The organism is Acidisoma silvae (assembly GCF_020618775.1).
Classification (GTDB): Bacteria; Pseudomonadota; Alphaproteobacteria; order Acetobacterales; family Acetobacteraceae; genus Acidisoma; species Acidisoma silvae.
In genome coordinates, this window is sequence record NZ_JAESVB010000010.1 from 35,430 (window position 1) to 56,118 (window position 20,689).

Below are 20,689 nucleotides of genomic sequence, written 5' to 3' on the forward strand. Positions count from 1 at the left end.
TCATGGCTCGTCGATCTCGTCTGATCGCTATCCTGTCCAGCACGGCCTTGGCCGCTGTCCTGGCGGTCGGTGCGCTTACTTTCGCAGCTGGCCATAGTCAGGCCGAGGCGCTGAACAAGCTGGTGCCGGCACCCAGCCTTGATGAAAAGCCCGGCACGGCAGGTTCTGAAACACTGATCCTGGCTGGCGGCTGTTTCTGGGGCGTGCAGGGCGTTTTTCAGCATGTCCGTGGCGTCACGGAAGCCATGGCGGGCTATGACGGGGGCAGTGCGGCCAACGCCCAGTACGAACTGGTAAGCACCAGCACAACCGGTCATGCGGAATCGGTGCGCATCACCTACGATCCGAAGGTCATTACCTACGGTAAACTGCTACAGGTCTATTTCTCGGTCGCGACTGACCCGACGCAGGTGAACCAGCAATACCCGGATACCGGTTCGCAATACCGGTCTGAGATCTTTGCCACGACGCCGGAGCAGGCCGCCATTGCCAGCGCCTACGTCGCGCAGCTCGATCATTCAAAAGTTTATTCTGCACCCGTTGCCACGATCGTCGGCAAGAATAGCGGGTTCTATCCGGCTGAGGCCTATCATCAGAACTACCTGACGCTGCATCCGGACAGTGAATATATCGCGACCTTCGATATGCCGAAGATCGGTGCATTGCAAAAGCTCTTTCCGGCTAGCTTTCTCACCCAGCCGGTGCTGGTTCAAGGCGTGAAGGGATCCTGACCTGATTATTTGAGATCAGAGCGATTGCAAGACGGAACGGCCTGAGCTGCCTTGCTGCTCAGGCATCTCCACGCCGCCGGCGCGCCCGTTCGTGTTCCAATATCTTGACGAATGACGACAGGCTGGTAACCCGCGACAGGAAATAGGTTGAAGCGCCGCTTTTGACGCTTTTGCCAAGAACGTCGGAATCCAGCATAGGCGCGTCTGACACCAAAATAATGCTCGCACCTGGATAAGCGTCGCTCAATGTCTCGACTTCATCAAAGTCGCGGAATTTCGCATCGTGTGAGTGGTATATAACCGTATCGAAAATCTTGTCCTGATGATCGACGCAATCGCCGATGCTGTTGAAGGGAGTGATTTCAAAAGAGCTATCGGCATTGAGAACGGCGGTGGAGAGAATCTCTCTGGTCAGCCAAACCTCATCGACCCAAGCAATGTGGGTATTGGTATTTTCGGCCTGCAGATAACTGCCGATGTAATTCCCATTGGCGGGCGCGGACATGACAACCTCAACAAGATCAATGTACAATATCGATAGAGTTCGTAGTCTCGTTACTGATCAAAACATAAGGCCATCAGAGTTTACCAAAAATAGCTTTAAGCCTTCAGCATTGACCTGCAGACGTGAGAACAGCAAGAACCTGCGGCGCATAAAAGCGGCGCGTGCCATGGGTTGCGCTATAAATTCGGACAATTCCCAAAGAAACCAAATCGGATACGATTCGGTCGGCCGTACGAAGGCTCATACCAAAGTCTCTTGCAATATCAACTGTATTGCCGACGGGACTGGCTCCGAGCGACAGCGCGATGCCCATAGCGCCCAGTTTGGCGGTATGGCGACGACCGTCGAATGCCTTGATCCAGCTGAGTGACAGCTGTTCTAAAGTATCGCGACATTGGTTCGCCTCAAGCAACGCGGCTTCAAGAATATCCAGAAACCGGGCACACCATGGAGTCCAGTCACCATTCTCCAGTGCGGAGGTCAGCGCCTCATCGATCTGGGAACGATAGGTCGAGAAGGCTTCGCTCATAAAAAGAGGGGGCAGACCCTCCCAGCGCAAGTTCATCGTTGTAAAGGCAAGGCAGACAGCTTCCCGTCCGGCCGTCGGTGGCAGTAAGGTCCAAAGCTGACCGACACTCATGGCCAGGCGGAGAAGAACGGACGTTTGCTCCTCCGAATTGACAAAATCCATAAGCGTTTGTGCATCGTCCGCGCCATCCACCAGGGATGGTGGCATATTCCATTGCGAATCATCGCTGACGTTGATCCGGCTCTGTCCACTCAGCCGTGGATGCATATCGGTATCGGCTTCTGTTTCGATGCTCGCGGCTGACTGCATCATGTCCAGAAGCGTCACGAGTTCTGCCGCTGTTTGCGGTCGCTCGGCGGCAAGCACAGTTTCAGTGTTCAGCAGGGCCAGGCTGTGTATGCGATGGGGAATGCGAACACCCGGACCGTCCGCGACATGAACGATCAATTCCAGCAGGTCAAGCGCAGGCATGCGTGATCCGGCCGCGATAACGGCGTCCCGCTGGCCCATCAAATGATTAAATTGCCGCGCATTATCGTGTTCGCCAAGCTTCACGCCGAACGCCACAATTTGAAAAATCAGTCGCTCTGCGCGCTGGAAAAGGCCAAGGTCCGAAATCTCACGAGGCAGATTGATAGGCGCGCACATAGCTTTGCTACCGTGAAAAAAACGCGGCTCAACGAGATATGGACCTGAACAATCGTGAAAGTGAAGCACGGGAACATCCCTGTTGCGACAACGGCTTTCGCAGTCAGATTTCAGTCTTGCAATTTCGGAAAACACGAACGGCTAATTTGATGCAGCAACTGCGGCAACTGCTCCGCCGATAGCTATATCGGCGATCAAGTCAGGTCAGGCAGTCATCCGGACATGCCTCAACACGGCATTTAGTAGCAACTGACCTGTCGATTGTGGACTATTAACTTTTGTAACGGCGAATTGCTTATACGCACCAAGGCAAGGCAGCCGCAACATGTTTCTAACGAAAAAGTGAGCAAGTCGTAAATTAATCCTTCTGGTTAGAGGGCTTGCTTTAAATTTCGGGAATTATGACTATTGCTACAGCGCAACATGTTATCATGTTGAGGCATTATCCACTAAATTTTCAATAGATTACGACTGGCAGCGCAATCATTTATGCGATCACGCGACAGGCTAGTTTAATCATAAATCGGAGTAATTTATTTTGATGTTCAAAGCCTCAAATGAGGCTTGACCAAAAATTTGATAAGATTTTCTAAATTTGTTTGGTGCTTAACGCTCGTTCATGTGACTTTGGCGAGCAATCCTCACGAAAATGATGTTTTGATCAAAGACGATAAACCGTGAATTTCTGGGCGATTGAACGCGCTACCTCTATCAAGAGGCTGCCGTCGTCGCAATTTATCCAGAAGGTGATGGGCCGGCTATTCGTAAGGGTAGCGATTGCTGCCTTTAGGAGTAATGAAAAAGAACGCGACCTTATTTGGTCAGAGGTCGAGCATTGAAGACAAAAGCATCTCGCGCATTCTGGTCATTCCACTGTCCAGATCGCCGCCATCTCGTGCCGCGAACCGGATCATAATCCCGCTATCCGCCCGTAGTTGTGTCATGCCCCAATAGCAGGCCCAGTCGTGAGATGAGATCAGAAATTTAATGTCCTTATATCGACTTTTAGTTATCTCAGCGACAAGCCAGAGGGTGCCGAACGCCCGATAGGGACCGGCTTCACCATTCGCATCGGTGATCATCATCCGGTCGCGCGCAATCAGCCGACCGGCCGAGTTTTGGATGCTGATACGATTGTCCAGCGCGCGTGATGCGGTTGGCATGCCGTTTGGATCGTGCATTAGCACGCTATCTTGAAGAAGCGCGGTTGCGCCCGGTCCAAGGGTCAAGTCGACCGACTGCACCAACATGCTGCCGGGGAGAAGAATTGTCGGGCGCGGCAAGTAGTCCAGCCTGGCGCTATCGGCCAATTGCAGCGATACCGCGCATTGCGCAGCTGCCTTGTCCCGGCGGTCATGGACGATCGTGGCCGAAGGCATGCGAATGATGGCTGTAGCACCGCTGCCCAAGGTCACGCGCTGCGCGACGCGCTCACCCCCGAACAATCCGCCCGATATGGATTGTATGACAATCTCGGCATCCGGCCCTCTGCCGCGCAGAGGTGCGGTGATGAAGAACGGATAAGTGACATGACGCCGCGCCAGCACCGTCTGGCCGGCGCGCGTCTCAAAGGTGAGATCGAGCGGCGGACGGCATTCTGTTGTGGTCATGCAGGCTGATAGAGGACAGCGGCGCATAGCGCGTCGGCAACAGCATCGATCCCCTCATTCGCGCGGCAATTGGTGCATAGGACTGCGCGGCCTTGGCGGGCAGTTGAAGCCTCGCGGATCATGGGCTCCAAGGTCACGCCGACATAGGGTGCAAGATCGACCTTGTTGATGACGAGGAGATCGGACTGGATGACGCCAGGGCCGCGCTTACGGGGAATATCATCGCCACCCGCCACGTCGATCACGAAGAGCCAGTAATCGACAAGATCAAGCGAGAAGGTGGAGGCCAGATTATCTCCGCCACTTTCGATCAGGATGAGATCGAGCGTCGGGAAGGCGCGGTCAAGACTGTCGGCGGCTTCCATGTTCAGGGTCGGATCCTCGCGGATCACCGTATGCGGGCAGGCACCAGCCTCGACGGCCAAAATGCGCTCCGGCGCCAGAAGATTGGTGCGGCGCAGCCGCTCGGCATCTTCATGCGTGACGAGATCATTGGTGATGACGGCGAGGTCGATGCCCCGCCGGTGCAGTGCCGGTATCAGCCGCTCGACCAGTGCTGTCTTGCCCGAACCGACCGGCCCGCCGATACCGACGCGGGCGGCGCCATTCTTCCTCATCGCAGCATATACTTCCTGTTGAGGGGCACGACGGAAGCCGGCGGGCAGGTGAGCAGCCGGCCATCGGCACGAACCTCGAAAGTGGCTGAATCAACCTCGATATGCGGCTGTGCATCGTTGCGGATCATGTGCCGCTTGCCGAGGCTGCGGACGGAGGTGATGGGCACCATGCGCTTGCCGACACCGAGCTTGGTTTTGATATCGGCCTGAATCGCGAGTTTGGATACGAAGGTGACGCCGAGATGCTGGGGGGAAACGCCGGTCGATCCCCACATCGGCCGCTGTATCATCGGTTCGCTGTCGATCTGGCTGGCATTTGCGTCGCCCATCACCGCCCAGGCGATGAAGCCGCGCTTCATGACCAGCCAGGGCTTGATGCCAAAGGCGGCGCGCTTCCAAAAAACCAGATCGGCCATTTTGCCGGGGGCGATGGACCCGACATGGCTGTCGATCCCGGCCGCGATGGCCGGGTTGATCGTGTATTTCGCGATATAGCGCTTGATGCGCTCGTTATCGGCGCGCGCTGTCTTCTCCTCAGCCAGCCGGCCGACACGGTCCTTCATGACGGCTGCCAGTTGCCAGGCCTTGGCGACGTTTTCGGCCAGCCGGCCCATGCCCTGGCTGTCGGTCGCGAAGATGGAAATGGCGCCCATATCGTGCAGAAAATCCTCTGCCGCCATGCTCTGTGGCCGGATGCGGGATTCCGCAAAGGCCAGATCCTCCGCCAGCCGCCAGTTCATGACATGTGCCAGCATCGTCATCGGCAGGCCTTCATTCAAGGCATAGGCGGTGAAGGGATTGGTCGGATTGGTGGAGGAGGGCAGAACATTGGCGAAACTATTGACGCGCAGAAGATCGGGCGCATGGCCGCCCCCGGCACCCTCGGTATGATACATATGGATTGTGCGATTGCCGACCGCGCGGAGCGTATCCTCGCAAAAGCCGAATTCGTTGATCGTATCGGTGTGCAGATTGACGCAAAAATCATTGCGGTCGGCGGCGATCAGCGATCCGTTGATGACAGCGCCCGAAGCGCCGAAATCTTCATGGATTTTGACGCCAAGCGCGCCGCCTGCGACCGACTCCTCCACAGAGCCAGGATCAGAACAGCCGCGCCCGAGGAATCCAAAATTGAGACAGGAACTGTCGGCACCCTGAATCAGTTGGCCGAGCACATTGGGACCGGAACATGACACATCAAAATGAGGACCGGGGGACATGCCGATGATGGTGGTGGTGCCGCCTGCCAGGGCATGTTCGCTTTGCTGCGGCGAGAGGAAATGCGCATGCGCTTCCACCGCGCCGGCGGTGATAATGTAAGGCTCACCATGATAGACGGTCGTATTGGGACCGGTGCGGAGCTTGGGATCGACACCCGCCATGATATCCGGATTGCCGGCCTTGCCGATACCGACGATCAACCCGTCGCGAATGCCGATATCGGCTTTGATGATGCCAAGAATCGGGTCGATGATGGTGGCGTTCTGGATGACGCTGTCGAGCGCGCCTGAGGCATAGGTGCCGGTTGTCTGAAAGCCTTCGCCGTCACGCATCATCTTGCCGGCGCCGGTCGTCAGTTCCTCGCCATAGAGCGTGAAATCCTGCTCGATTTCGGCGAGCAGGTTGGTATCGCCCAGGCGGATCATATCGCCCGTGGTGGGGCCGAAGGTCGCAGCGTAATCGCGGCGCGAGATTTTTGCCATGTCAAATACCCCGGTAGCCGCCGGCGCGGGCGGCCGCGAAGGCGGCCTCGCGCACCGTGTCGTCGTCCAGCCTGCCCTCGGTCAGTCCTGACTGGCCGCGCACAATACGGTCCCCCGCCATGGGGATAAGCGTGACGCGCTTGCGCAACCCTGGCTCGAACCGCACGCCGCCGCCTGACAGCACATCCAGCCGCTTGCCGAAAGCCCGGGCGCGGTCGAAATCGAGCGCTGGATTGACTTCGAAGAAATGCGTGTGGCTGCGAACCTGAATGTCGCGGTCACCGGTATTGATGACGTCGATCATGGTCTGCTCGCGGCCGGCATTCAGCTCTATTTCACCGTCCAGCGTGATGATTTCGCCCGGCTCCTCACTATCGGCCTGGGCTTCTTCACCCGGCCCGATCGGGTTGAAGACGATCACCATCTTTGTGCCTTCGGTGAAGTTGGCCTCGACCGAGATCATATCGACCATCGGCGCCACCCCGGGTTCCACATCATCCGCCGTCAGCATCTGGCCAGCCATTTCGACGATGGCTTCATATGTCATGCCCTTGCGGGCGGCGAGCAGCATCTCATCCGCGATCAGCGCGATTGCCTCGGGGTGAGAGAGCTTGATGCCATGGCCGCGCAGGCGCCGGGCATGTTCCGCCGCCATGAAAATCGTCAGACGTTCAACTTCGGTGGGAGCGAGATTCATCGGCGATCCCTCAGTTTGAAAAAAGGCGCTGCGTCTGGTCCGGATGCCGCATGGCGGCGATATCGGCGAGCGGCGTGAAACTATGCATATCGTCGATATCCGGCATTGGCTCCGCAATCAGTTGCGCGAGCGCTGGCCGGAGGTCGGATAGGCTGCGCTGTGCATCGAGATGACTGATCAGGCCAAGCCGGATCGCCGCCGTGCAGAAGCTTTGCGCCATGCCATAGGCGCTGACGGCGAGCGCGCTCGGCCTATCCAGGCCGATGCCGGCCAGAACCAAGCCCTGGACGACGGGCAGATGGCCCTGCGCGTCGCCGAGGTCTATCGCATCCTTGAAATTGCGTGCACCGGGTGTGCCGAGCCGCAGATGCGTGCCCAACAGGGCGAGCCCTGCGCGCTTCGAACCCATACGCAGCGTTTCAATGGTTGCCCAGGCATCGGCCAGATCATCCAGCACCGTCAGTTCCGGCAGATCGGTCGCCGCCGCATAGGCATGGGCGATGATGACGCGGTCGCAACTCGCCCAGCGATTCTGCATCTGACCGCCCAGGAAGGCGCCAAAGCCGGGCCGGGTGATCTGTCCATCGGCGATCAGCGATTCCAAACCCCAGGAGAAGGCAAAACCGCCGCTTGGGAACTGGCCGTCCCCGAATTGCAGCGCTGTCAGCAGAGTTGCGGGGTCACTCAATGACTGAGACTTTGCCGGTGCTTTGCAGGTCAGCGAGGCGCGCGAGATACTCGTCTATCGGGCGGTCTAGCGCCACAAGCAGGCAGTCATCCTTAAACCGCACTTTCCAGTGCAGATTGCCGGCGAGATAGCCGAGTTCCATGGCGCCACCGGCGCTTGGGCGCAGCCGCAGCCAGTTTTGCTGGCCGACGCGCAGCACGATGGCGCGCTTGTCCTCCAGATGGATTAGCGCACCGTCGAAAAGCTGTGCGGATCGCGGCAGCGAGACGAAACAGGCCGTGCCGCGATCAGTATGGCTATGAAAGCGCCGTCGCGGCAGATCCACCGGCTCCACGAACAGCACTTCCACCACGCCGTGATGGCTGATGGCGTGCAGCCGCTCGGCCAGAACGGGATCATCCTGGGATCCCAGTATCGCTTCGATCACAACTACGTCGTCCATAGAGCGAGTGTTCCATCCCCCGCCGCGAATGTCGATACGGTTCAACCGATATCCGCGCGGGTTTCGAAGCGGCGGCGGTAATCGGCCGGGGTGACGTTCAACTGCCGCTGGAAGGCGCGGCGGAAGCTATCGACATCGCCGAAGCCGCAGGCCGAAGCGACCTGCTTGGGCCGCTCGCCGGCTTCCAGCATCTGCCGCGCGGCTTCGATGCGGACAGCATTGACCCAAATGGCAGGTGTCTGCCCCAATTCCTGCTGAAACAGCCGCGCGAAATGCCTGGGGCTTAACCCGGCGCGGCTGGCGAGAGCGCCCAGGCTGGCATCCTCGCCGGGATGGGCAATGACCCAGCGCTGGATTTGCTGCAAGGAGGATCGCCCTGCCGGATTGGCCGTGCCACGGCGGCTGAACTGCAATTGGCCGCCGGGCCGCTTGAAGAACATGACAAGCTGGGAGGCGACGCGCTTGGCGATGTCCGGGCCGAGGTCTTCCTCGACCAGCGCCAGCGCAAGGTCCAGCCCGGCCGTGACCCCAGCCGCCGTGCGCACCGGCCCGTCATGCACATGCAGGGCATCGACGACCACTTCGACGGCTGGAAAATCTTGCGCCAGCCTGTCGGCAACTGCCCAATGGGTGGTGACGCGGCGCCCATCCAGCAAGCCTGTCGCAGCCAGCGCCAGCGCGCCGCTACAGACAGAGCCGAAGCGGCGAGCGCGAGGCGCTTCCCGGCTCAGCCAGTCCAGAATCTGCGGTTTAGGCAGCGCGTCCGCCAGATGCGGCGCACCGGCCACCAGCAGCGTGTCGCATTGTCTGAGCGCCTCGCCGATAACAGTATCAGGAAGAAGACGCATGCCGGAGGAACTGGCGACCGGGCCGGGTGCGGTGCCGATGACCTTCAGCTCATAGGCCAGTGCGCCCGCCTGGAGATTGGCTTCCGCGAAGACGTCCAAAGGCCCGGCGACGTCCAGCAGCTGCACGCCGGGCAGGGCGAGGATGCCGATAAGGCGTGGTGCGCCGGGGCGTCTCATTCTCGGGTCAAATGTCCATTTTTGTCGTGTCACGATGATAGAAGACATTCACTGGAATTTCTAGTCTGCTCTCACAGGCATAGGAGAAGACCATGAGCAGATTTGAGGCCGTCGCGATTCCGGACAGCAAGCTGGCCCGCGAGGTGACCGAGATCGTCAGGGACACAGCGTCCGAACTGCTCTTCAACCATTCCAGCCGGGTCTATCTGTTCGGCGCCATGGCAGGACAGCATCGTGGCCTGCATTTCGACCGGGAGCTGCTTTACACGGGTGCGATGTTCCATGACATGGGGCTGACCAAGGCTCACAGCAGCGCGGATGAGCGGTTCGAGGTGGACGGGGCCAATGCGGCAAGGGACTTCCTGAGACGCCAGGGCATTGCGCAGGCCGACATTGATACGGTCTGGACCGCCATTGCACTCCACACCACGCCCGGCATCCCGCAGCATATGCATCCCGTGGTAGCGCTGGTGACCGCAGGCGTGGAGATGGACGTGCTGGGTCTGACCTATAAGGAGTATTCAGACGCGGAGCGCGATGCGGTGACGGCGGCTTTTCCGCGCACGCCGCAATTCAAGGAAGATATCATCCAGGCCTTTTATGACGGCATCAAGCACAAGCCGCAGACGACCTTCGGCAATGTGAAAGGTGACGTGCTGGCGGATAAAGACCCGAGCTTCCGGCCCGGCAATTTTTGCCATGTCATCCGCTGTTCCTGCTGGAAGGGCTAGGCCGCTGGTGGCGCCCAGACTCTGATTTGGGGGTAGCGCCCCGTCGGCTGGGGATAATTCTGGCGTAGCTCCGGAGAGACTGCGCGGATACGCGCCTCACTGTCCGCTAAGGCAGACGCCCCGTCCAGAACGCGAAGAACGGTATGGTAGCGGCGTTCTTCGGCGTGCCGCAGCCAAATCAACTCGCCACGCTCTTCCGCAAAGGCGCGGCCGAGGACATGATTGGTTGCAGGCTCAATTCCCAAAGCATATCCGCCGGCGCGAAAATTTTGCCATTCGAAGTGACAGGGGAATTCATCGGCGCGCGTCTCGACCTCGAAGCCGAGGCCAAGGCGGTCATTTAGCAGGGCCGTGCGGACAAGGCCTTCGCCGTCTGGGCGCATGTCATGCTGCCAGACCTGTTCCCGGAACGTGGGGCTGGGAGGCCCCATGCGATGACAGCCAATACCCTGCCGCTCATAGTCGGCACCGGCATGGGATGCCCACAGCGTCTCGGCGATGGGCGCGACATAGCGCGCCCCTTCGTCCAGCAAGGGATAGCCGAGATTGATATGATACAGATACATATGCGGCGTTGGTGAAAAGCCCTGATTGACGATACGATCCTGGATCAGGATTTCGTCCGATCCCAGACGTGTCTCGATGCGGCGGATGAGATGCAGATTCTCGCCGAACAGCGCGACCTGCCGCACAACGCCCTCGCACCACAGCACGCAATCATCGCCATCCCAGATTTCACCATAGCCGGTCAGCCGGCCGGGCAGCATACTGACGCGCCCGTGCAACGTCGTTTGCACCTTGGTGCGGCCAGGATAGTCGAAATGCGCTGCCCCGGCTTTTCCGCCGCTCAGGATTTGATCGAGGCCGCAGGTGACAAGCAGGCCGGAGGCTGCGCGTAGCCAGCCGAGCCCGTCCTCACCTTCAGGATTAACGAGGGAGGGATGTGGAAAGCCGACGGGGGAGTGCCAGCCGAGGGCGCGGCCCTTGTGCTCGCATTCACCAATGTCGAAACCGCGGTCGATCATCACGGTGAAGCGCAGGCCGGTGCCGGTGCGGAATTCCAGCAGCCGCACGTCACGCTCAGCACCGTCCTCGAACCGCAGCAGGCGGACGCCGGCGACCTGGGAAAGACTGCCGCAGCGCGCGGCGACCGCTCGCCTGTCCAGGGCCTGGCCGAACAGCGTTACCATTTGCTGTCATCTCCGCGCAGCGTAACCCAGTCGGATCGTTTGGCCGCGATGTCGGCCCAGATCGGTTCCATGGCCGCCATCGGCAGGAAGGAAGGTGGCGCGCGATCGAGGGAGAAGGTATGAACGGCATCGCCGATGGCGGTGATCGAGGCTTCGATGATGCCTTGCCCTTCCAAGGCACTTGCTTCCGCGACATCGGGGTTCTGTGCGAAACGGCCGAGCGGGTCAGTCATCGCCCATGATGCGCGGTCCATGGCGACGAGGTGGGGGCGGATATGGAGAAGCTGCGACAGTTCGTAGCGGCCCGCGTGGTCGCCTTCATAGCGGCCGGCTACGAGTTCCGGGTCACTGCGTACGAAATGCGCGATGGGGTAATGGGCGGCGAAGGCGTCCGCCACCATGCGCAGATCCGCCTGATTGGCATTGTGGCCGGAGATGACGACGATGCCCTGGAATCCGGCATTGCGGAAAGCCCGAAACTGATACAGCAATGTTTCCAGAACCAGATGCGGCGGCAGGGCGGCCAGAAGCGGGTTGACGCCGCCCATCACATCCCGCAGCCAAGGGGCGTGATAGCCGGTTTCATGAATGTGGTAGGCCATGGTCGGCGCCACAATTCCGCCGAAGCGGCATGCCGCCTGCGTCGCCAGATACTCCGCCTTGATGGTATCCAAGCCGAAGGGCGCGACATGGCCATGCGGCTCGCATAGTCCCATGGGCAGATAGACGACCGGAAACGCGTCGCGACGAGCGATGAATTCGGCGGGCTTGAGCTCTGCCCAGGCGACGGCATCGGGTGTCACCGTCATGGCCTGCCGAAATGCTTGACGTTGGTGAAGTTCTTGATGAAGCGGTGACGCGTCACCAGCAAATGAAATGTCTCCGCATCCAGGGGCGGTTCGTCGAGTGCGGCAATATTTTCTTCCGCGAAAGCCGGGATATGCATTGAGGTGATGGCGGTGGTGATGCCGGGGTCGGCCAGCACGAATTTAATGGCGAGTGCGGCCAGCGAGCTGGCATGGGCCGGAAGGAAGCGCCGCAGCGCTGCGACCTTTTCGATATAGGTTTCCCGTGACACGGTGCCGTCGAAATAATCACGGCGGAAATCACCCTCCGCGAATTCACTTTCCGGCGTGAGAAAGCCGGTGAGGCCGCCCTCATCCAGAATGCAGCGCGCGATGACGGCAACTTTATGCGTGATGCAGAATGGCACCAGCACTTCCAGCGCGGTCGGGTCAAAGATATTCACGATGGTCTGCACGCTGTCGATGAGGCCGCTGGAAACGATCGGCAGCACCATGTCAGACCGGTGATCCGGCACTGAAATGCCGATCTGCCCGACTTTACCTTGGCGTTTGAGGGTTTGCAGTTCCTCCATCCAATCGCCGGCCATGCCCCAATTCGCCCAATAGGTATGGAGCTGGAGAAGATCGATATGGTCCAGCCCCAAAGCACGCAGCGAGGCTTCGCAGGAGGCTGTCACCTGGCCTTTCGGGAAAGCGGCTTCCACCGGAACGGGGGTACCCCATTGGGTGATACCGGCCAGGCCTTCGACCTTGGTCGCCACAAAGGGCTTTGCCCCAGGCCATTGCGCCAAGGCGCATCCGACCAGAAATTCGGATTCGCCATAGGCGCGGGCAGTGTCGATGAAGTTCACACCGCGATCCAAGGCCAGATGCAGGGCGCGGATATGCTCGGCTTCGCTTTGCTGGCCGAACCATCCCGCGAAACCCATGGCACCGAAGCCAAGCCGGCTGACGCGCCGTCCGCTTGCTGCAAATTCTGCATATTGCATCGTCATGCGTCTCTCAGCTTTTACGGCTGTCGGGCAATTGGCGGCGAACGAAATGATGAGGGTCATGCCGCTGGCGCCAGAGTGTCGGGATGATTTCCCGATAGGCTTCCCAAAGGCCGCCATAGGGACGCGGACAATCGGCTTTCACCGCGTCATGCAAGGCCGGCAGGGCATGATAGGGCACCATGGGGAACATGTGATGCTCGACATGATAATTCATGTTCCAATACAGAAACCGAAAAACCGGATTCATGTAGACGGTTCGGCTGTTCAGCCGATGATCCAGAACGTCTTCCTGCAAACCGGCATGTTGCGTGATGCCAAAAATAATGAGCAGCCAGGCCCCATAGAAAGTCGGCAGGCCGATGAGCATTGCCGGCAGGATGGAGTGCAAGGCGACGCAGGCGATGATGACCGCGAGCAGAACGGCGATATAGAGGCGCGCATAGAGAAACACCTTGGGGCGCTCCATATCGGGAATATAGGTCATCTCCGCTTGTGTCAGGCGGCCCGTGGCATGACGTCCAATTTGCCGCAGCGATGCAGGACCGCTTTTGAGCGACAGCATATTAAGGATGACGTTCATCACTTGCGCCGGACGTGGCACCGCGATTTCTGGGTCGCGTCCGACGATGATGGTATCCGTATGATGCCGCGCATGGCTCCAGCGCCAAACGGTCGGTTCGCGCAGCAGCATGAAACTGGCGATGACATAGACTGCATCATTCATCCAGCGCGTTTTGAAAGCGGTGCCATGGCCGCATTCATGCCAGCGGCTGTCGGATGACGAACCGTAGAGCACGCCATAGGCAATGACGAAGGGTAGCGCCCACCACGAACCCCAGAAGGCGATCATCCCTGCCGCCATGGCAGCGAGAAGTGCGAACCATAGCAGCGTGTCGCGGATGGCAGGCCCGTCGCTGCGCCGCATGAGCGCCTTCAACTGCGAGCGCGGCAGCGGCGTCGCATACCAGGATGCGGCGCTTAACCCTTTTTCCACGGCAAGACGGGCATCCTCCCCGGTCAGGCTATAGTCCCGCATGCGGGCGGCGCTCATGGCGGCGGTCGCGCTCATCTTTACTGTCCTAACCCTGGTCAGACGCCGAGCGCGCGCAGCTTGCCGTCCAGGAATTTCTTGGCGCGCGGCACATCCGACTCATCCAGATGCTCGATGATGAGCGGGATATTCGGGTGTTTCTCAGACAGGCGCTTGAGGTAATAGTCATAGTTCAGCGTGCCGAGACCGGGCGCCGGCAATTCGATGGAACCGACACCACGGAAGGAATGTGCTTCCGACGCGTCGATCTCCGCATGTTTCTCGCTCGTCTCGGTCGAGCGCTTGACGTCCTTGGCATGGGCGATGCGCACATGGCCGGCGAGCGTATCGAAAATCTGCTTCAGCACGACATCCATTTTATCGATATTGTGATCCTCGAAGTAATTCGTGGGATCCATGAGCAGGCCAAGGCCGGGGTGATCGACCTCGGCAAAAACGCGAACCGTCTCCTCAACCGAGCCGATGACGTTGTTGACATAGGTTTCCAGCAGGAACACTGCACCATGGTCGTACGCGACCTGAGAGAGTTCGGCGATGACCTTTCGGCAATCCTCGAACCCTTCCTCGGTCTTGTTCTTGGGGTGATGCACCCAGTCCGAGTCCGTGTTGAACGTGCCGGTCTCGGAAATCACATAGGGCGTGCCGAAGTTCCGGGCGTTGCGAATGATGGCCTTGAGATAGTCCAGACGGCGCTTGCGTTCATCCGGATCGGGATGGACGATATTCGTATAGCCTGAGATGGCGCAGATCGGCAGATTGTAGTCCCGGAAGGTTTCCCTCACCAGCTTCGCTTTTTCGATGGTGATCGAATCGGGCGTCGAAAAGTCGATATCCTTGAAAGCAAGGTCAAGCTGCACGGTATTGAAGCCGATCGACTTGATGCGCCGTGCCTGCTCTGCGAGAGCATAGGGAAAATAGCCGCTGAAGATGCCAACTTGCTGCATTGTTTTTGTTCCTGTTGTTGTCAGCGTTCAATAGCCGAATTCGGAGAGTTTGACGGTCCGTTCTTGCTCGGACGAACGATAGGCGGCTTCGACCAGGGCCATGGTCGCGAGGTTATCCTCGGCATTCAGTGCCGGGCGCGTGCCGGTGGCGAGTGCGTATTGCAATTGCTCCATCACGCCCGCGAAAGCCTGCGGAAACCAGCGGGTCGTCCAAGTCGGCTCTACCCATTTTCCGTCCGTCGCCGTTTGTGACGAATAGCGCAGGGTGGAGGCCGATCCGTTCGGATAGTCCGGCCAGCCGATGCTGCCCTGGGCGATGCCGGTCGTACCCTCGACCCGCCATTTGATATAGATATCGCCATCATAACCCTCCGCACGCGGGCCAGCCCAGACGTCTTCCAGAGACAGCGCGATCAGGCCTGAACGAAAGGTGAGGGTGGAGACGCAGATGCCGTCCTTATGCGCGAAGTCGGTGCGCGGATCAGGACGCACGGTGGTGGAAATCGCCTCCACCTCGCCAAACAAATAGCGCAGCACATCGAGATGGTGGATCGACATATTCAGCAGCGTCAGCCGCCCGTAGTCGCGCAGGAAAGGCTGCCAATGCGGAATGGCGCGCATCTCGATGCTGGCGATGACGGGCGTGCCGACTGCGCCATGCTCCAGCACCTGTTTCAGCACGCGCATGGACTGGTCGAAGCGCATATTCTGGTTCACGGAAAGGATCTTGCCCGCTGCACGCGCTTCGGCGGCGAGTGCTTCGGCGGTCGCGAGGTCGAGCGCCAGCGGCTTCTGCGCGAGAATAGCGCGAATATGCGGCTGCTTCAGTGCGTGCCGAATCAGGTCCGGCTGCTGATGCGGCGGATAGGCGATATCGAGAATTTCATAATCGTGAGCCTCGATCAGTGCTTTCGGCGTGTCATATACTGTCGCAATGCCCCAGCGCTCGGCTACGGCGGCGGCCTTGTCGGGGCTGCGGGATGCGATGCAGGCCACCGGGAATCCGGCCTCATGATAAGCGGCGAGATGGATATCGGCCATGATGAAGCCGGCGCCGATGCAGCCGATGCGAAATTCGCGGCTGCGGATAGGCGCATCGGGTGTGAAGTTGATCGGGTCAGCCAAGTCAGCCTCCTCGGGGCGTATCGGCGGCGGAGGATGCCGCCGCAATGGGGGGAGCGGGATTGGGCCGTCGGCCGATCATAGCCATGCGCAGACTGCCTTTCATCATCCGGTCGAGCGCCAGAAAGCCGAGCAGTACGAGGCCGAAAATGATCTGCCGCCCGGCCTCGCCGATGGCCAGCGCCGTCAGCAGGCTGACGAGAACCGTCATCATGATGGCCGCGGCCGCAACGCCCGCATAAGGCGCGCGGCCGCCGGCAAGTGTGGCGCCACCGATGACAGCGACCACGACGCTGGTGAGGATATAGGGGTCGCCAAGGCCGAAGAAGGCCTGGCCGACGTAACCGGTCAGCAGGAAGCCGGCGAAGGCGGCCAAGGCGCCGCTCAGCCCATAGGCCGCGATGCGGATGGCCGTGACATGATTGCCTGAGAGCAGGGACGCAACCGGATTGGCGCCCGTCGCCGTCAAACGCTTTCCCCAGGCCGAGGCCGAGAGCAGCCAGATGGCCAAGGCGCCAAGGATGGCCCAGACGATGACGATATTCGGCACACCAGCGCTGGCCCAGCCGCCAATGGCGACCAGAACAGGGCTGGCGGAATTGGCGGGATGGGCAATCGAAACACCGAGGATAGTGCCGCCATCGACGACGCTGGCAATGGCGAGTGTCGCGACCAGCGGCGGTATGCGCATCAATGCGATGCCGATGCCGTTGATGACACCGACCAAGCCTCCGGCGGCGACCGCCGCCAGCAAGGCCGGTGCGGTCAGCCCGTTACTGCCCTGCATCAGCGCGGCACCCAGAATGCCGCCGAGCGTCGCGGAGGCACCGACGGACAAATCCAGCCCCTGACCGCCGGCCGCGATGACGATGGTCTGGCAGAGGCCGAAGAGGCCAAGAAAGGCCGCGATCTTGAGCTGATTGCCGATCTGCCCGAGGCTCAGGAATCCGGGCAGCAGCGCCTGACCGACCAGCAGCAGCAGGATGGCGACACCGACAAGGGCGAGGGGGCGGGTGAGTTGTCTGGTCATGCGCGGCGCTGTCCTTCCAGCACCATGAAGCCGAGGGCCGCGACGATGACGAGCCCCTTCACGAATTCCTGCCAACTGCTGGCAATGCCGGCGAAGTAGATGACATTGGTAACAAGGCCGAGCACCAATGCGCCGACAAGAGCGCCCCAGGGCGTGCCGCGTCCGCCGCCCAGGGAAATGCCGCCGATGACGACGGCCGCGACGGAGGCGAGTGTGTAGCTCGTCCCTAAGCGCGGGTCTCCCGACAGGGTCTGGGCGGAAATGGCGATGGCGCCGAGCGCCACCAAAATCCAGGCGACCAGATAGGCAAGCAGTTTGGTACGGCGGAGCGGAATGCCCGCGTCGCGCGCGGCCTGCGGATTGCTGCCGACGGCCATGATCCGTCGCCCCGAGCGGTGCCGTGCGAGAATAGCCCAGCCGGTCATTGCCACAGCGATGATCAGTAGCGGGACCGGAATGCCCATGAGCGTGCCGGCATAACGGTCGCCGATCGCATCCGAAATCACGCCGCCCGGTTGCGGCATGATGGTCAGCGCCAGGCCGAACCAGATAGCGCCGGTCGCGAAGGTCGCGACCAAAGACGGCAGCCCGGCATAGGCGACCAGCAGCCCATTGACCGCGCCAAGCAGTATTGCCACCAGGATGGCGATTGCCATGACGCCGAGGGGACCGCCCACTTTATCCTGCGGCAGGCTCGCCATGACGCAATTGATCAGCGACACGCCGGCGCCGAGGGACAGGTCAAGCTCGCGGCTCAGGACGATAACAGCCTGCGCGACGCAGATCAGAATGGTCGGCGCGAAGGTCGCGATATTGCCGGAGAGTGAAGCGCCGGAGAAGAAATCAGGCTGCAAGGCGATATTGAGCCCGGTGACGACGGCCAGCATCAGCAGGCCGGGCCCCAGTCCGCTGCGGCGCAAGGCCGGCCAAATGGCCAGGGCAGATCCCGTGCGGGGAAGGCCACCTGCGGCGCTCATGCGACGCGCCCGAAGCTGGCGGCGATGACGCGCTGCTCGGTCATGGCACTGCCGGACAATGCTTCCACGATGCGGCCTTCGAACATGACAAGGATGCGGTCGCAATGATGCAGCAATTCATGAATGTCGGACGCATAGACCAAAGCCGCGCTGCCGCCGGCGACGAGATCGGCGATCGTGTCATAGATTTCACGCCTTGCCCGCAGATCGACCCCTTTGGTCGGGTCGCTGAGCAGCAGCACATCAACCGAACCGTCCAGCCATTTGCCGATGACGACTTTTTGCTGGTTGCCGCCCGATAGTGTCGCCACCGGCTGCGCCGGGCCGCGTGTCTTGATCAGCAGACGTGGAATCGCGCGCTGCACGAAGTCGCGCAATGCGCGGCGGCGCAATCGCCAGGGTTGTGGCTGCATGGCGACGGAAACGGCGGCCAGGTTTTCACCAACGGTCTCGTTCATGAACAGGCCCTGGCGATGACGGTCATTCGGCACCAGACAGATGCCGCGCCGGATCATGTCACGGGGACGGCGTGGAGACAGGGCGCGGCCACGATGCACGATGCGGCCGCTATCCTTGCGCCTAAAACCGGCGACGGCATCGAGCAATTGTTCCTGCCCCTGGCCCTGCAAACCCGCCAGCCCCAGAATTTCGCCGCTATGAAGATCAAGATCGACGCCGCGCAGCGCTGTACCGGCTGCCAGACCTTCCAGTGTGAGTACGACCTCTCGTGCCGCCTGCGGCTTGCGGTCACGCGCGCGGGACGCCACATCGGAATCTCCGGTCAGCAGATCCAGCACGCGTGCCTCATCCAGACTGCCGTCGAGTTCCCAACTGCCGACGCGGTGGCCGTTGCGCAGGACGACCAGATCGTCGCACAGCGCTTCGACTTCCTGAAGCCGATGCGAGATGAAAATGATAGCGGTGCCACTTGCTGCCAGCGCCCGCACATGGGCGAAAAGACGCTCGACGAGAGCCGCCGACAGTGCGGCCGTGGGCTCGTCCAGGATCAGCAGGCGCGGCTCGCGCGAGAGGGCGCGGGCGATTTCAACCAATTGCTGTTCGGCGGCCGACAAGCGTTCCACCGGTTGGTCGATATCGATGTCGAGGCCCACGGCTTGCAGCATATGCCAGGCCGCACGCCTGCTGCCGGCGCGAGAGACGAAGCCGCCGAGACCGCAGCGTTCCATGCCCAGAAACAAGTTTTCCCAAACCGGCAAATCGGGTGCCAGGCTTGGATGCTGGTGGGCGATGACAATGCCATGCCGCACGCCATCCTTCGGCGTCGCGAAACGCACGGCCTCGCCGTCCAACAGCAATTCGCCGCCATCCGGCGCCATCTCTCCCGCGATGATGCGGCAGAGCGTGGATTTGCCAGAGCCATTGGCGCCGAGCAGGCCCAGTACCCGGCCAGGTCGGGGCTCGAGATCAACACCAGCCAAAGCCGGCACCCCGCCGAAGGATTTGCTGATCCGGCGGGCCGTGACGCGGCCAGGGGGCAGGGGTAAATGATCAGTCATCACACGAAAAGCTTGTCCAATTCGCTTTCGCTCAAATATTCACCGAGAAAATAACCATCAGGCTTGTCAGCGACACTCGCCAGCAACTGGTCAAGATTGTCATTCGTGACTTCAACCTTGATCGGATAGTGATAGGTATTATCGGGCAGCGGTTTCAGTTTGCGGCCAGCCGCGATACGCACGGCGACGCCGACTGCCGTGCGGCCGATTTCGGGTGGATTCGATCGCGCAAACAGATGTACGTCATGCCCGGCGTCTCTTTCCTTTTTCCAGGCAAGCAGAAAGGATTTCTGGGCTTCGCCGGTCATGATCGGCACCGGCCGTCCCGCTGCCTGAAAGGCCCGCATGATGCCGAGGCCCATGCCGTCTTCCGTGCAAACGGCGTCGATATGCGGGGTTGCCGCCAGCACGGTTGCCATAACGGCCTGCGCCTTGGCCTGATCCCACATGCCATAGCCGGACCAGACGATCTTGATGCCTGGATTCTTGGCGAAGACATCCATAAAGGCGGTGCGCCGCGCGACGGCCGCCGGATGGCCGGGCACGCCGTCCATCACGGCAACGCGGCCCTGGCCTTTCAGCTGGGCCACGATCCATTCCGCGTAATGCTTGCCCCAGTCATATTCGTCGATGCCGACATTGATCGCGTAAGGGTCCGTCACGGCCTGATCGAAAGCGATGACGGGGATGCCAGCGCGTTTCGCTTCATGGATGACACCGGTCAGCGCTGTCGCGGAATTCGCGTCGATCATCAGCACATTGACGCGGCTGCGGATCATGTTCCGCACGTCCTGAATCTGTGCCGCCGTGTCCGGACCGGCTTGCTGCACGATGAGCTTGTGCGCGAGCCCCTGATTTTCATACATCGCAAATTGCGTCTTGGATGCGTCGATCATCTGATCGCGCCATTCCGTGCCGAAATAGCCATTGGACAGGCCGATGGTGACCGGCGCCGCAGCTTGGCTGGGCTTGATACCGCCCAAGGCGGCGACGCTGGCCAGACCAAGACCCGCTGAGGTGAAACCCCGACGCGTAAATGCCATTGCGATTCCCCGTGGTGCTTTTTTGTCGACCAAGGGTGCACCCCCCGATGGCCGTTGCTTTTGACGGTGGCGATTGCGCCCGCCTTGA

21 protein-coding genes are annotated in these 20,689 nt (G+C 60.5%); 2 read left to right on the plus strand and 19 right to left on the minus strand.

Annotation, left to right across the window (positions count from 1 at the left end; translation table 11 throughout):
* The first annotated feature begins 2 nt into the window (after positions 1 to 2).
* On the plus strand, positions 3 to 731 hold the full coding sequence (gene msrA, locus ASILVAE211_RS17925; protein ID WP_227322727.1) for a peptide-methionine (S)-S-oxide reductase MsrA: 729 nt from the start codon (positions 3 to 5) through the stop codon (positions 729 to 731).
* Between the two features lie 58 nt (positions 732 to 789).
* On the opposite strand, the gene ASILVAE211_RS17930 is transcribed toward msrA, so the two are convergent.
* The 9 genes from ASILVAE211_RS17930 to ASILVAE211_RS17970 form a co-directional block, all read right to left on the minus strand.
* Positions 790 to 1,236, minus strand: coding sequence for a hypothetical protein (locus ASILVAE211_RS17930; RefSeq protein ID WP_227322728.1), 447 nt, complete (start codon positions 1,234 to 1,236; stop codon positions 790 to 792).
* A gap of 103 nt (positions 1,237 to 1,339) precedes the next feature.
* Positions 1,340 to 2,482, minus strand: a complete 1,143-nt coding sequence (locus ASILVAE211_RS17935) for a Fic family protein (protein ID WP_227322729.1) — start codon at positions 2,480 to 2,482, stop codon at positions 1,340 to 1,342.
* Positions 2,483 to 3,234: 752 nt separating this feature from the next.
* Positions 3,235 to 4,023: an urease accessory protein UreD gene (locus ASILVAE211_RS17940; RefSeq protein ID WP_227322730.1), complete on the minus strand. Its 789-nt coding sequence runs from the start codon at positions 4,021 to 4,023 to the stop codon at positions 3,235 to 3,237.
* Positions 4,020 to 4,640 (minus strand): urease accessory protein UreG, encoded by a 621-nt coding sequence (gene ureG, locus ASILVAE211_RS17945; protein WP_227322731.1) that lies wholly within the window; start codon positions 4,638 to 4,640, stop codon positions 4,020 to 4,022. The genes ASILVAE211_RS17940 and ureG overlap by 4 nt, the downstream gene beginning before the upstream one ends.
* Entirely contained in the window at positions 4,637 to 6,343 is a 1,707-nt protein-coding gene (ureC, locus tag ASILVAE211_RS17950; RefSeq protein ID WP_227322732.1) for an urease subunit alpha, read from the minus strand. Before ureC ends, ureG begins: the two co-directional genes overlap by 4 nt.
* A gap of 1 nt (position 6,344) precedes the next feature.
* A complete protein-coding gene (gene ureB / locus ASILVAE211_RS17955; protein ID WP_227322733.1) occupies positions 6,345 to 7,040 on the minus strand; it encodes an urease subunit beta in 696 nt (231 codons plus the stop codon).
* A gap of 10 nt (positions 7,041 to 7,050) precedes the next feature.
* Positions 7,051 to 7,728, minus strand: coding sequence for an urease accessory protein UreF (locus ASILVAE211_RS17960; RefSeq protein WP_227322734.1), 678 nt, complete (start codon positions 7,726 to 7,728; stop codon positions 7,051 to 7,053).
* Positions 7,721 to 8,170, minus strand: coding sequence for an urease accessory protein UreE (locus tag ASILVAE211_RS17965; RefSeq protein WP_227322735.1), 450 nt, complete (start codon positions 8,168 to 8,170; stop codon positions 7,721 to 7,723). The genes ASILVAE211_RS17960 and ASILVAE211_RS17965 overlap by 8 nt, the downstream gene beginning before the upstream one ends.
* 41 nt (positions 8,171 to 8,211) lie before the next feature.
* A complete protein-coding gene (locus ASILVAE211_RS17970; RefSeq protein WP_227322736.1) occupies positions 8,212 to 9,195 on the minus strand; it encodes a GlxA family transcriptional regulator in 984 nt (327 codons plus the stop codon).
* Positions 9,196 to 9,287: 92 nt separating this feature from the next.
* Here ASILVAE211_RS17970 and ASILVAE211_RS17975 point away from each other — a divergent pair, with 92 nt between their 5' ends.
* On the plus strand, positions 9,288 to 9,926 hold the full coding sequence (locus ASILVAE211_RS17975; protein ID WP_227322737.1) for an HD domain-containing protein: 639 nt from the start codon (positions 9,288 to 9,290) through the stop codon (positions 9,924 to 9,926).
* Here the strand turns inward: ASILVAE211_RS17975 and ASILVAE211_RS17980 are convergent.
* The 10 genes from ASILVAE211_RS17980 to ASILVAE211_RS18025 are packed head-to-tail and all read right to left on the minus strand — an operon-like array spanning position 9,923 to position 20,601.
* On the minus strand, positions 9,923 to 11,116 hold the full coding sequence (locus ASILVAE211_RS17980; protein ID WP_227322738.1) for an aldose 1-epimerase family protein: 1,194 nt from the start codon (positions 11,114 to 11,116) through the stop codon (positions 9,923 to 9,925). The genes ASILVAE211_RS17975 and ASILVAE211_RS17980 overlap by 4 nt on opposite strands.
* On the minus strand, positions 11,110 to 11,925 hold the full coding sequence (locus ASILVAE211_RS17985) for a creatininase family protein (RefSeq protein ID WP_227322739.1): 816 nt from the start codon (positions 11,923 to 11,925) through the stop codon (positions 11,110 to 11,112). The genes ASILVAE211_RS17980 and ASILVAE211_RS17985 overlap by 7 nt, the downstream gene beginning before the upstream one ends.
* Positions 11,922 to 12,917, minus strand: a complete 996-nt coding sequence (locus ASILVAE211_RS17990; protein ID WP_227322740.1) for an aldo/keto reductase — start codon at positions 12,915 to 12,917, stop codon at positions 11,922 to 11,924. Before ASILVAE211_RS17990 ends, ASILVAE211_RS17985 begins: the two co-directional genes overlap by 4 nt.
* Positions 12,918 to 12,924: 7 nt before the next feature.
* Positions 12,925 to 13,986, minus strand: a complete 1,062-nt coding sequence (locus ASILVAE211_RS17995) for a fatty acid desaturase family protein (RefSeq protein ID WP_227322741.1) — start codon at positions 13,984 to 13,986, stop codon at positions 12,925 to 12,927.
* 20 nt (positions 13,987 to 14,006) lie between these two features.
* Entirely contained in the window at positions 14,007 to 14,912 is a 906-nt protein-coding gene (locus tag ASILVAE211_RS18000) for a sugar phosphate isomerase/epimerase family protein (RefSeq protein ID WP_227322742.1), read from the minus strand.
* A gap of 27 nt (positions 14,913 to 14,939) precedes the next feature.
* Complete coding sequence (locus ASILVAE211_RS18005; RefSeq protein WP_227322743.1) at positions 14,940 to 16,037, minus strand: Gfo/Idh/MocA family protein; 1,098 nt, start codon at positions 16,035 to 16,037, stop codon at positions 14,940 to 14,942.
* Between the two features lies 1 nt (position 16,038).
* Positions 16,039 to 17,064, minus strand: coding sequence for an ABC transporter permease (locus ASILVAE211_RS18010; protein ID WP_227322744.1), 1,026 nt, complete (start codon positions 17,062 to 17,064; stop codon positions 16,039 to 16,041).
* Positions 17,061 to 18,041 (minus strand): ABC transporter permease, encoded by a 981-nt coding sequence (locus ASILVAE211_RS18015; protein ID WP_227322745.1) that lies wholly within the window; start codon positions 18,039 to 18,041, stop codon positions 17,061 to 17,063. The genes ASILVAE211_RS18010 and ASILVAE211_RS18015 overlap by 4 nt, the downstream gene beginning before the upstream one ends.
* Positions 18,038 to 19,558, minus strand: a complete 1,521-nt coding sequence (locus ASILVAE211_RS18020) for a sugar ABC transporter ATP-binding protein (protein WP_227322746.1) — start codon at positions 19,556 to 19,558, stop codon at positions 18,038 to 18,040. Before ASILVAE211_RS18020 ends, ASILVAE211_RS18015 begins: the two co-directional genes overlap by 4 nt.
* Positions 19,558 to 20,601, minus strand: a complete 1,044-nt coding sequence (locus tag ASILVAE211_RS18025) for an ABC transporter substrate binding protein (protein WP_227322747.1) — start codon at positions 20,599 to 20,601, stop codon at positions 19,558 to 19,560. Before ASILVAE211_RS18025 ends, ASILVAE211_RS18020 begins: the two co-directional genes overlap by 1 nt.
* Between the last annotated feature and the right edge of the window lie 88 nt (positions 20,602 to 20,689).

Coding starts and splice junctions, on each gene's coding strand:
- msrA (WP_227322727.1), top strand. CDS start 3: ATGGCTCGTCGATCTCGTCTGATCGCTATCCTGTCCAGCACGGCCTTG.
- ASILVAE211_RS17930 (WP_227322728.1), bottom strand. CDS start 1,236: ATGTCCGCGCCCGCCAATGGGAATTACATCGGCAGTTATCTGCAGGCC.
- ASILVAE211_RS17940 (WP_227322730.1), bottom strand. CDS start 4,023: ATGACCACAACAGAATGCCGTCCGCCGCTCGATCTCACCTTTGAGACG.
- ureG (WP_227322731.1), bottom strand. CDS start 4,640: ATGAGGAAGAATGGCGCCGCCCGCGTCGGTATCGGCGGGCCGGTCGGT.
- ureC (WP_227322732.1), bottom strand. CDS start 6,343: ATGGCAAAAATCTCGCGCCGCGATTACGCTGCGACCTTCGGCCCCACC.
- ureB (WP_227322733.1), bottom strand. CDS start 7,040: ATGAATCTCGCTCCCACCGAAGTTGAACGTCTGACGATTTTCATGGCG.
- ASILVAE211_RS17965 (WP_227322735.1), bottom strand. CDS start 8,170: ATGGACGACGTAGTTGTGATCGAAGCGATACTGGGATCCCAGGATGAT.
- ASILVAE211_RS17970 (WP_227322736.1), bottom strand. CDS start 9,195: ATGAGACGCCCCGGCGCACCACGCCTTATCGGCATCCTCGCCCTGCCC.
- ASILVAE211_RS17975 (WP_227322737.1), top strand. CDS start 9,288: ATGAGCAGATTTGAGGCCGTCGCGATTCCGGACAGCAAGCTGGCCCGC.
- ASILVAE211_RS17980 (WP_227322738.1), bottom strand. CDS start 11,116: ATGGTAACGCTGTTCGGCCAGGCCCTGGACAGGCGAGCGGTCGCCGCG.
- ASILVAE211_RS17985 (WP_227322739.1), bottom strand. CDS start 11,925: ATGACGGTGACACCCGATGCCGTCGCCTGGGCAGAGCTCAAGCCCGCC.
- ASILVAE211_RS17990 (WP_227322740.1), bottom strand. CDS start 12,917: ATGACGATGCAATATGCAGAATTTGCAGCAAGCGGACGGCGCGTCAGC.
- ASILVAE211_RS17995 (WP_227322741.1), bottom strand. CDS start 13,986: ATGAGCGCGACCGCCGCCATGAGCGCCGCCCGCATGCGGGACTATAGC.
- ASILVAE211_RS18000 (WP_227322742.1), bottom strand. CDS start 14,912: ATGCAGCAAGTTGGCATCTTCAGCGGCTATTTTCCCTATGCTCTCGCA.
- ASILVAE211_RS18010 (WP_227322744.1), bottom strand. CDS start 17,064: ATGACCAGACAACTCACCCGCCCCCTCGCCCTTGTCGGTGTCGCCATC.
- ASILVAE211_RS18015 (WP_227322745.1), bottom strand. CDS start 18,041: ATGAGCGCCGCAGGTGGCCTTCCCCGCACGGGATCTGCCCTGGCCATT.
- ASILVAE211_RS18020 (WP_227322746.1), bottom strand. CDS start 19,558: ATGACTGATCATTTACCCCTGCCCCCTGGCCGCGTCACGGCCCGCCGG.
- ASILVAE211_RS18025 (WP_227322747.1), bottom strand. CDS start 20,601: ATGGCATTTACGCGTCGGGGTTTCACCTCAGCGGGTCTTGGTCTGGCC.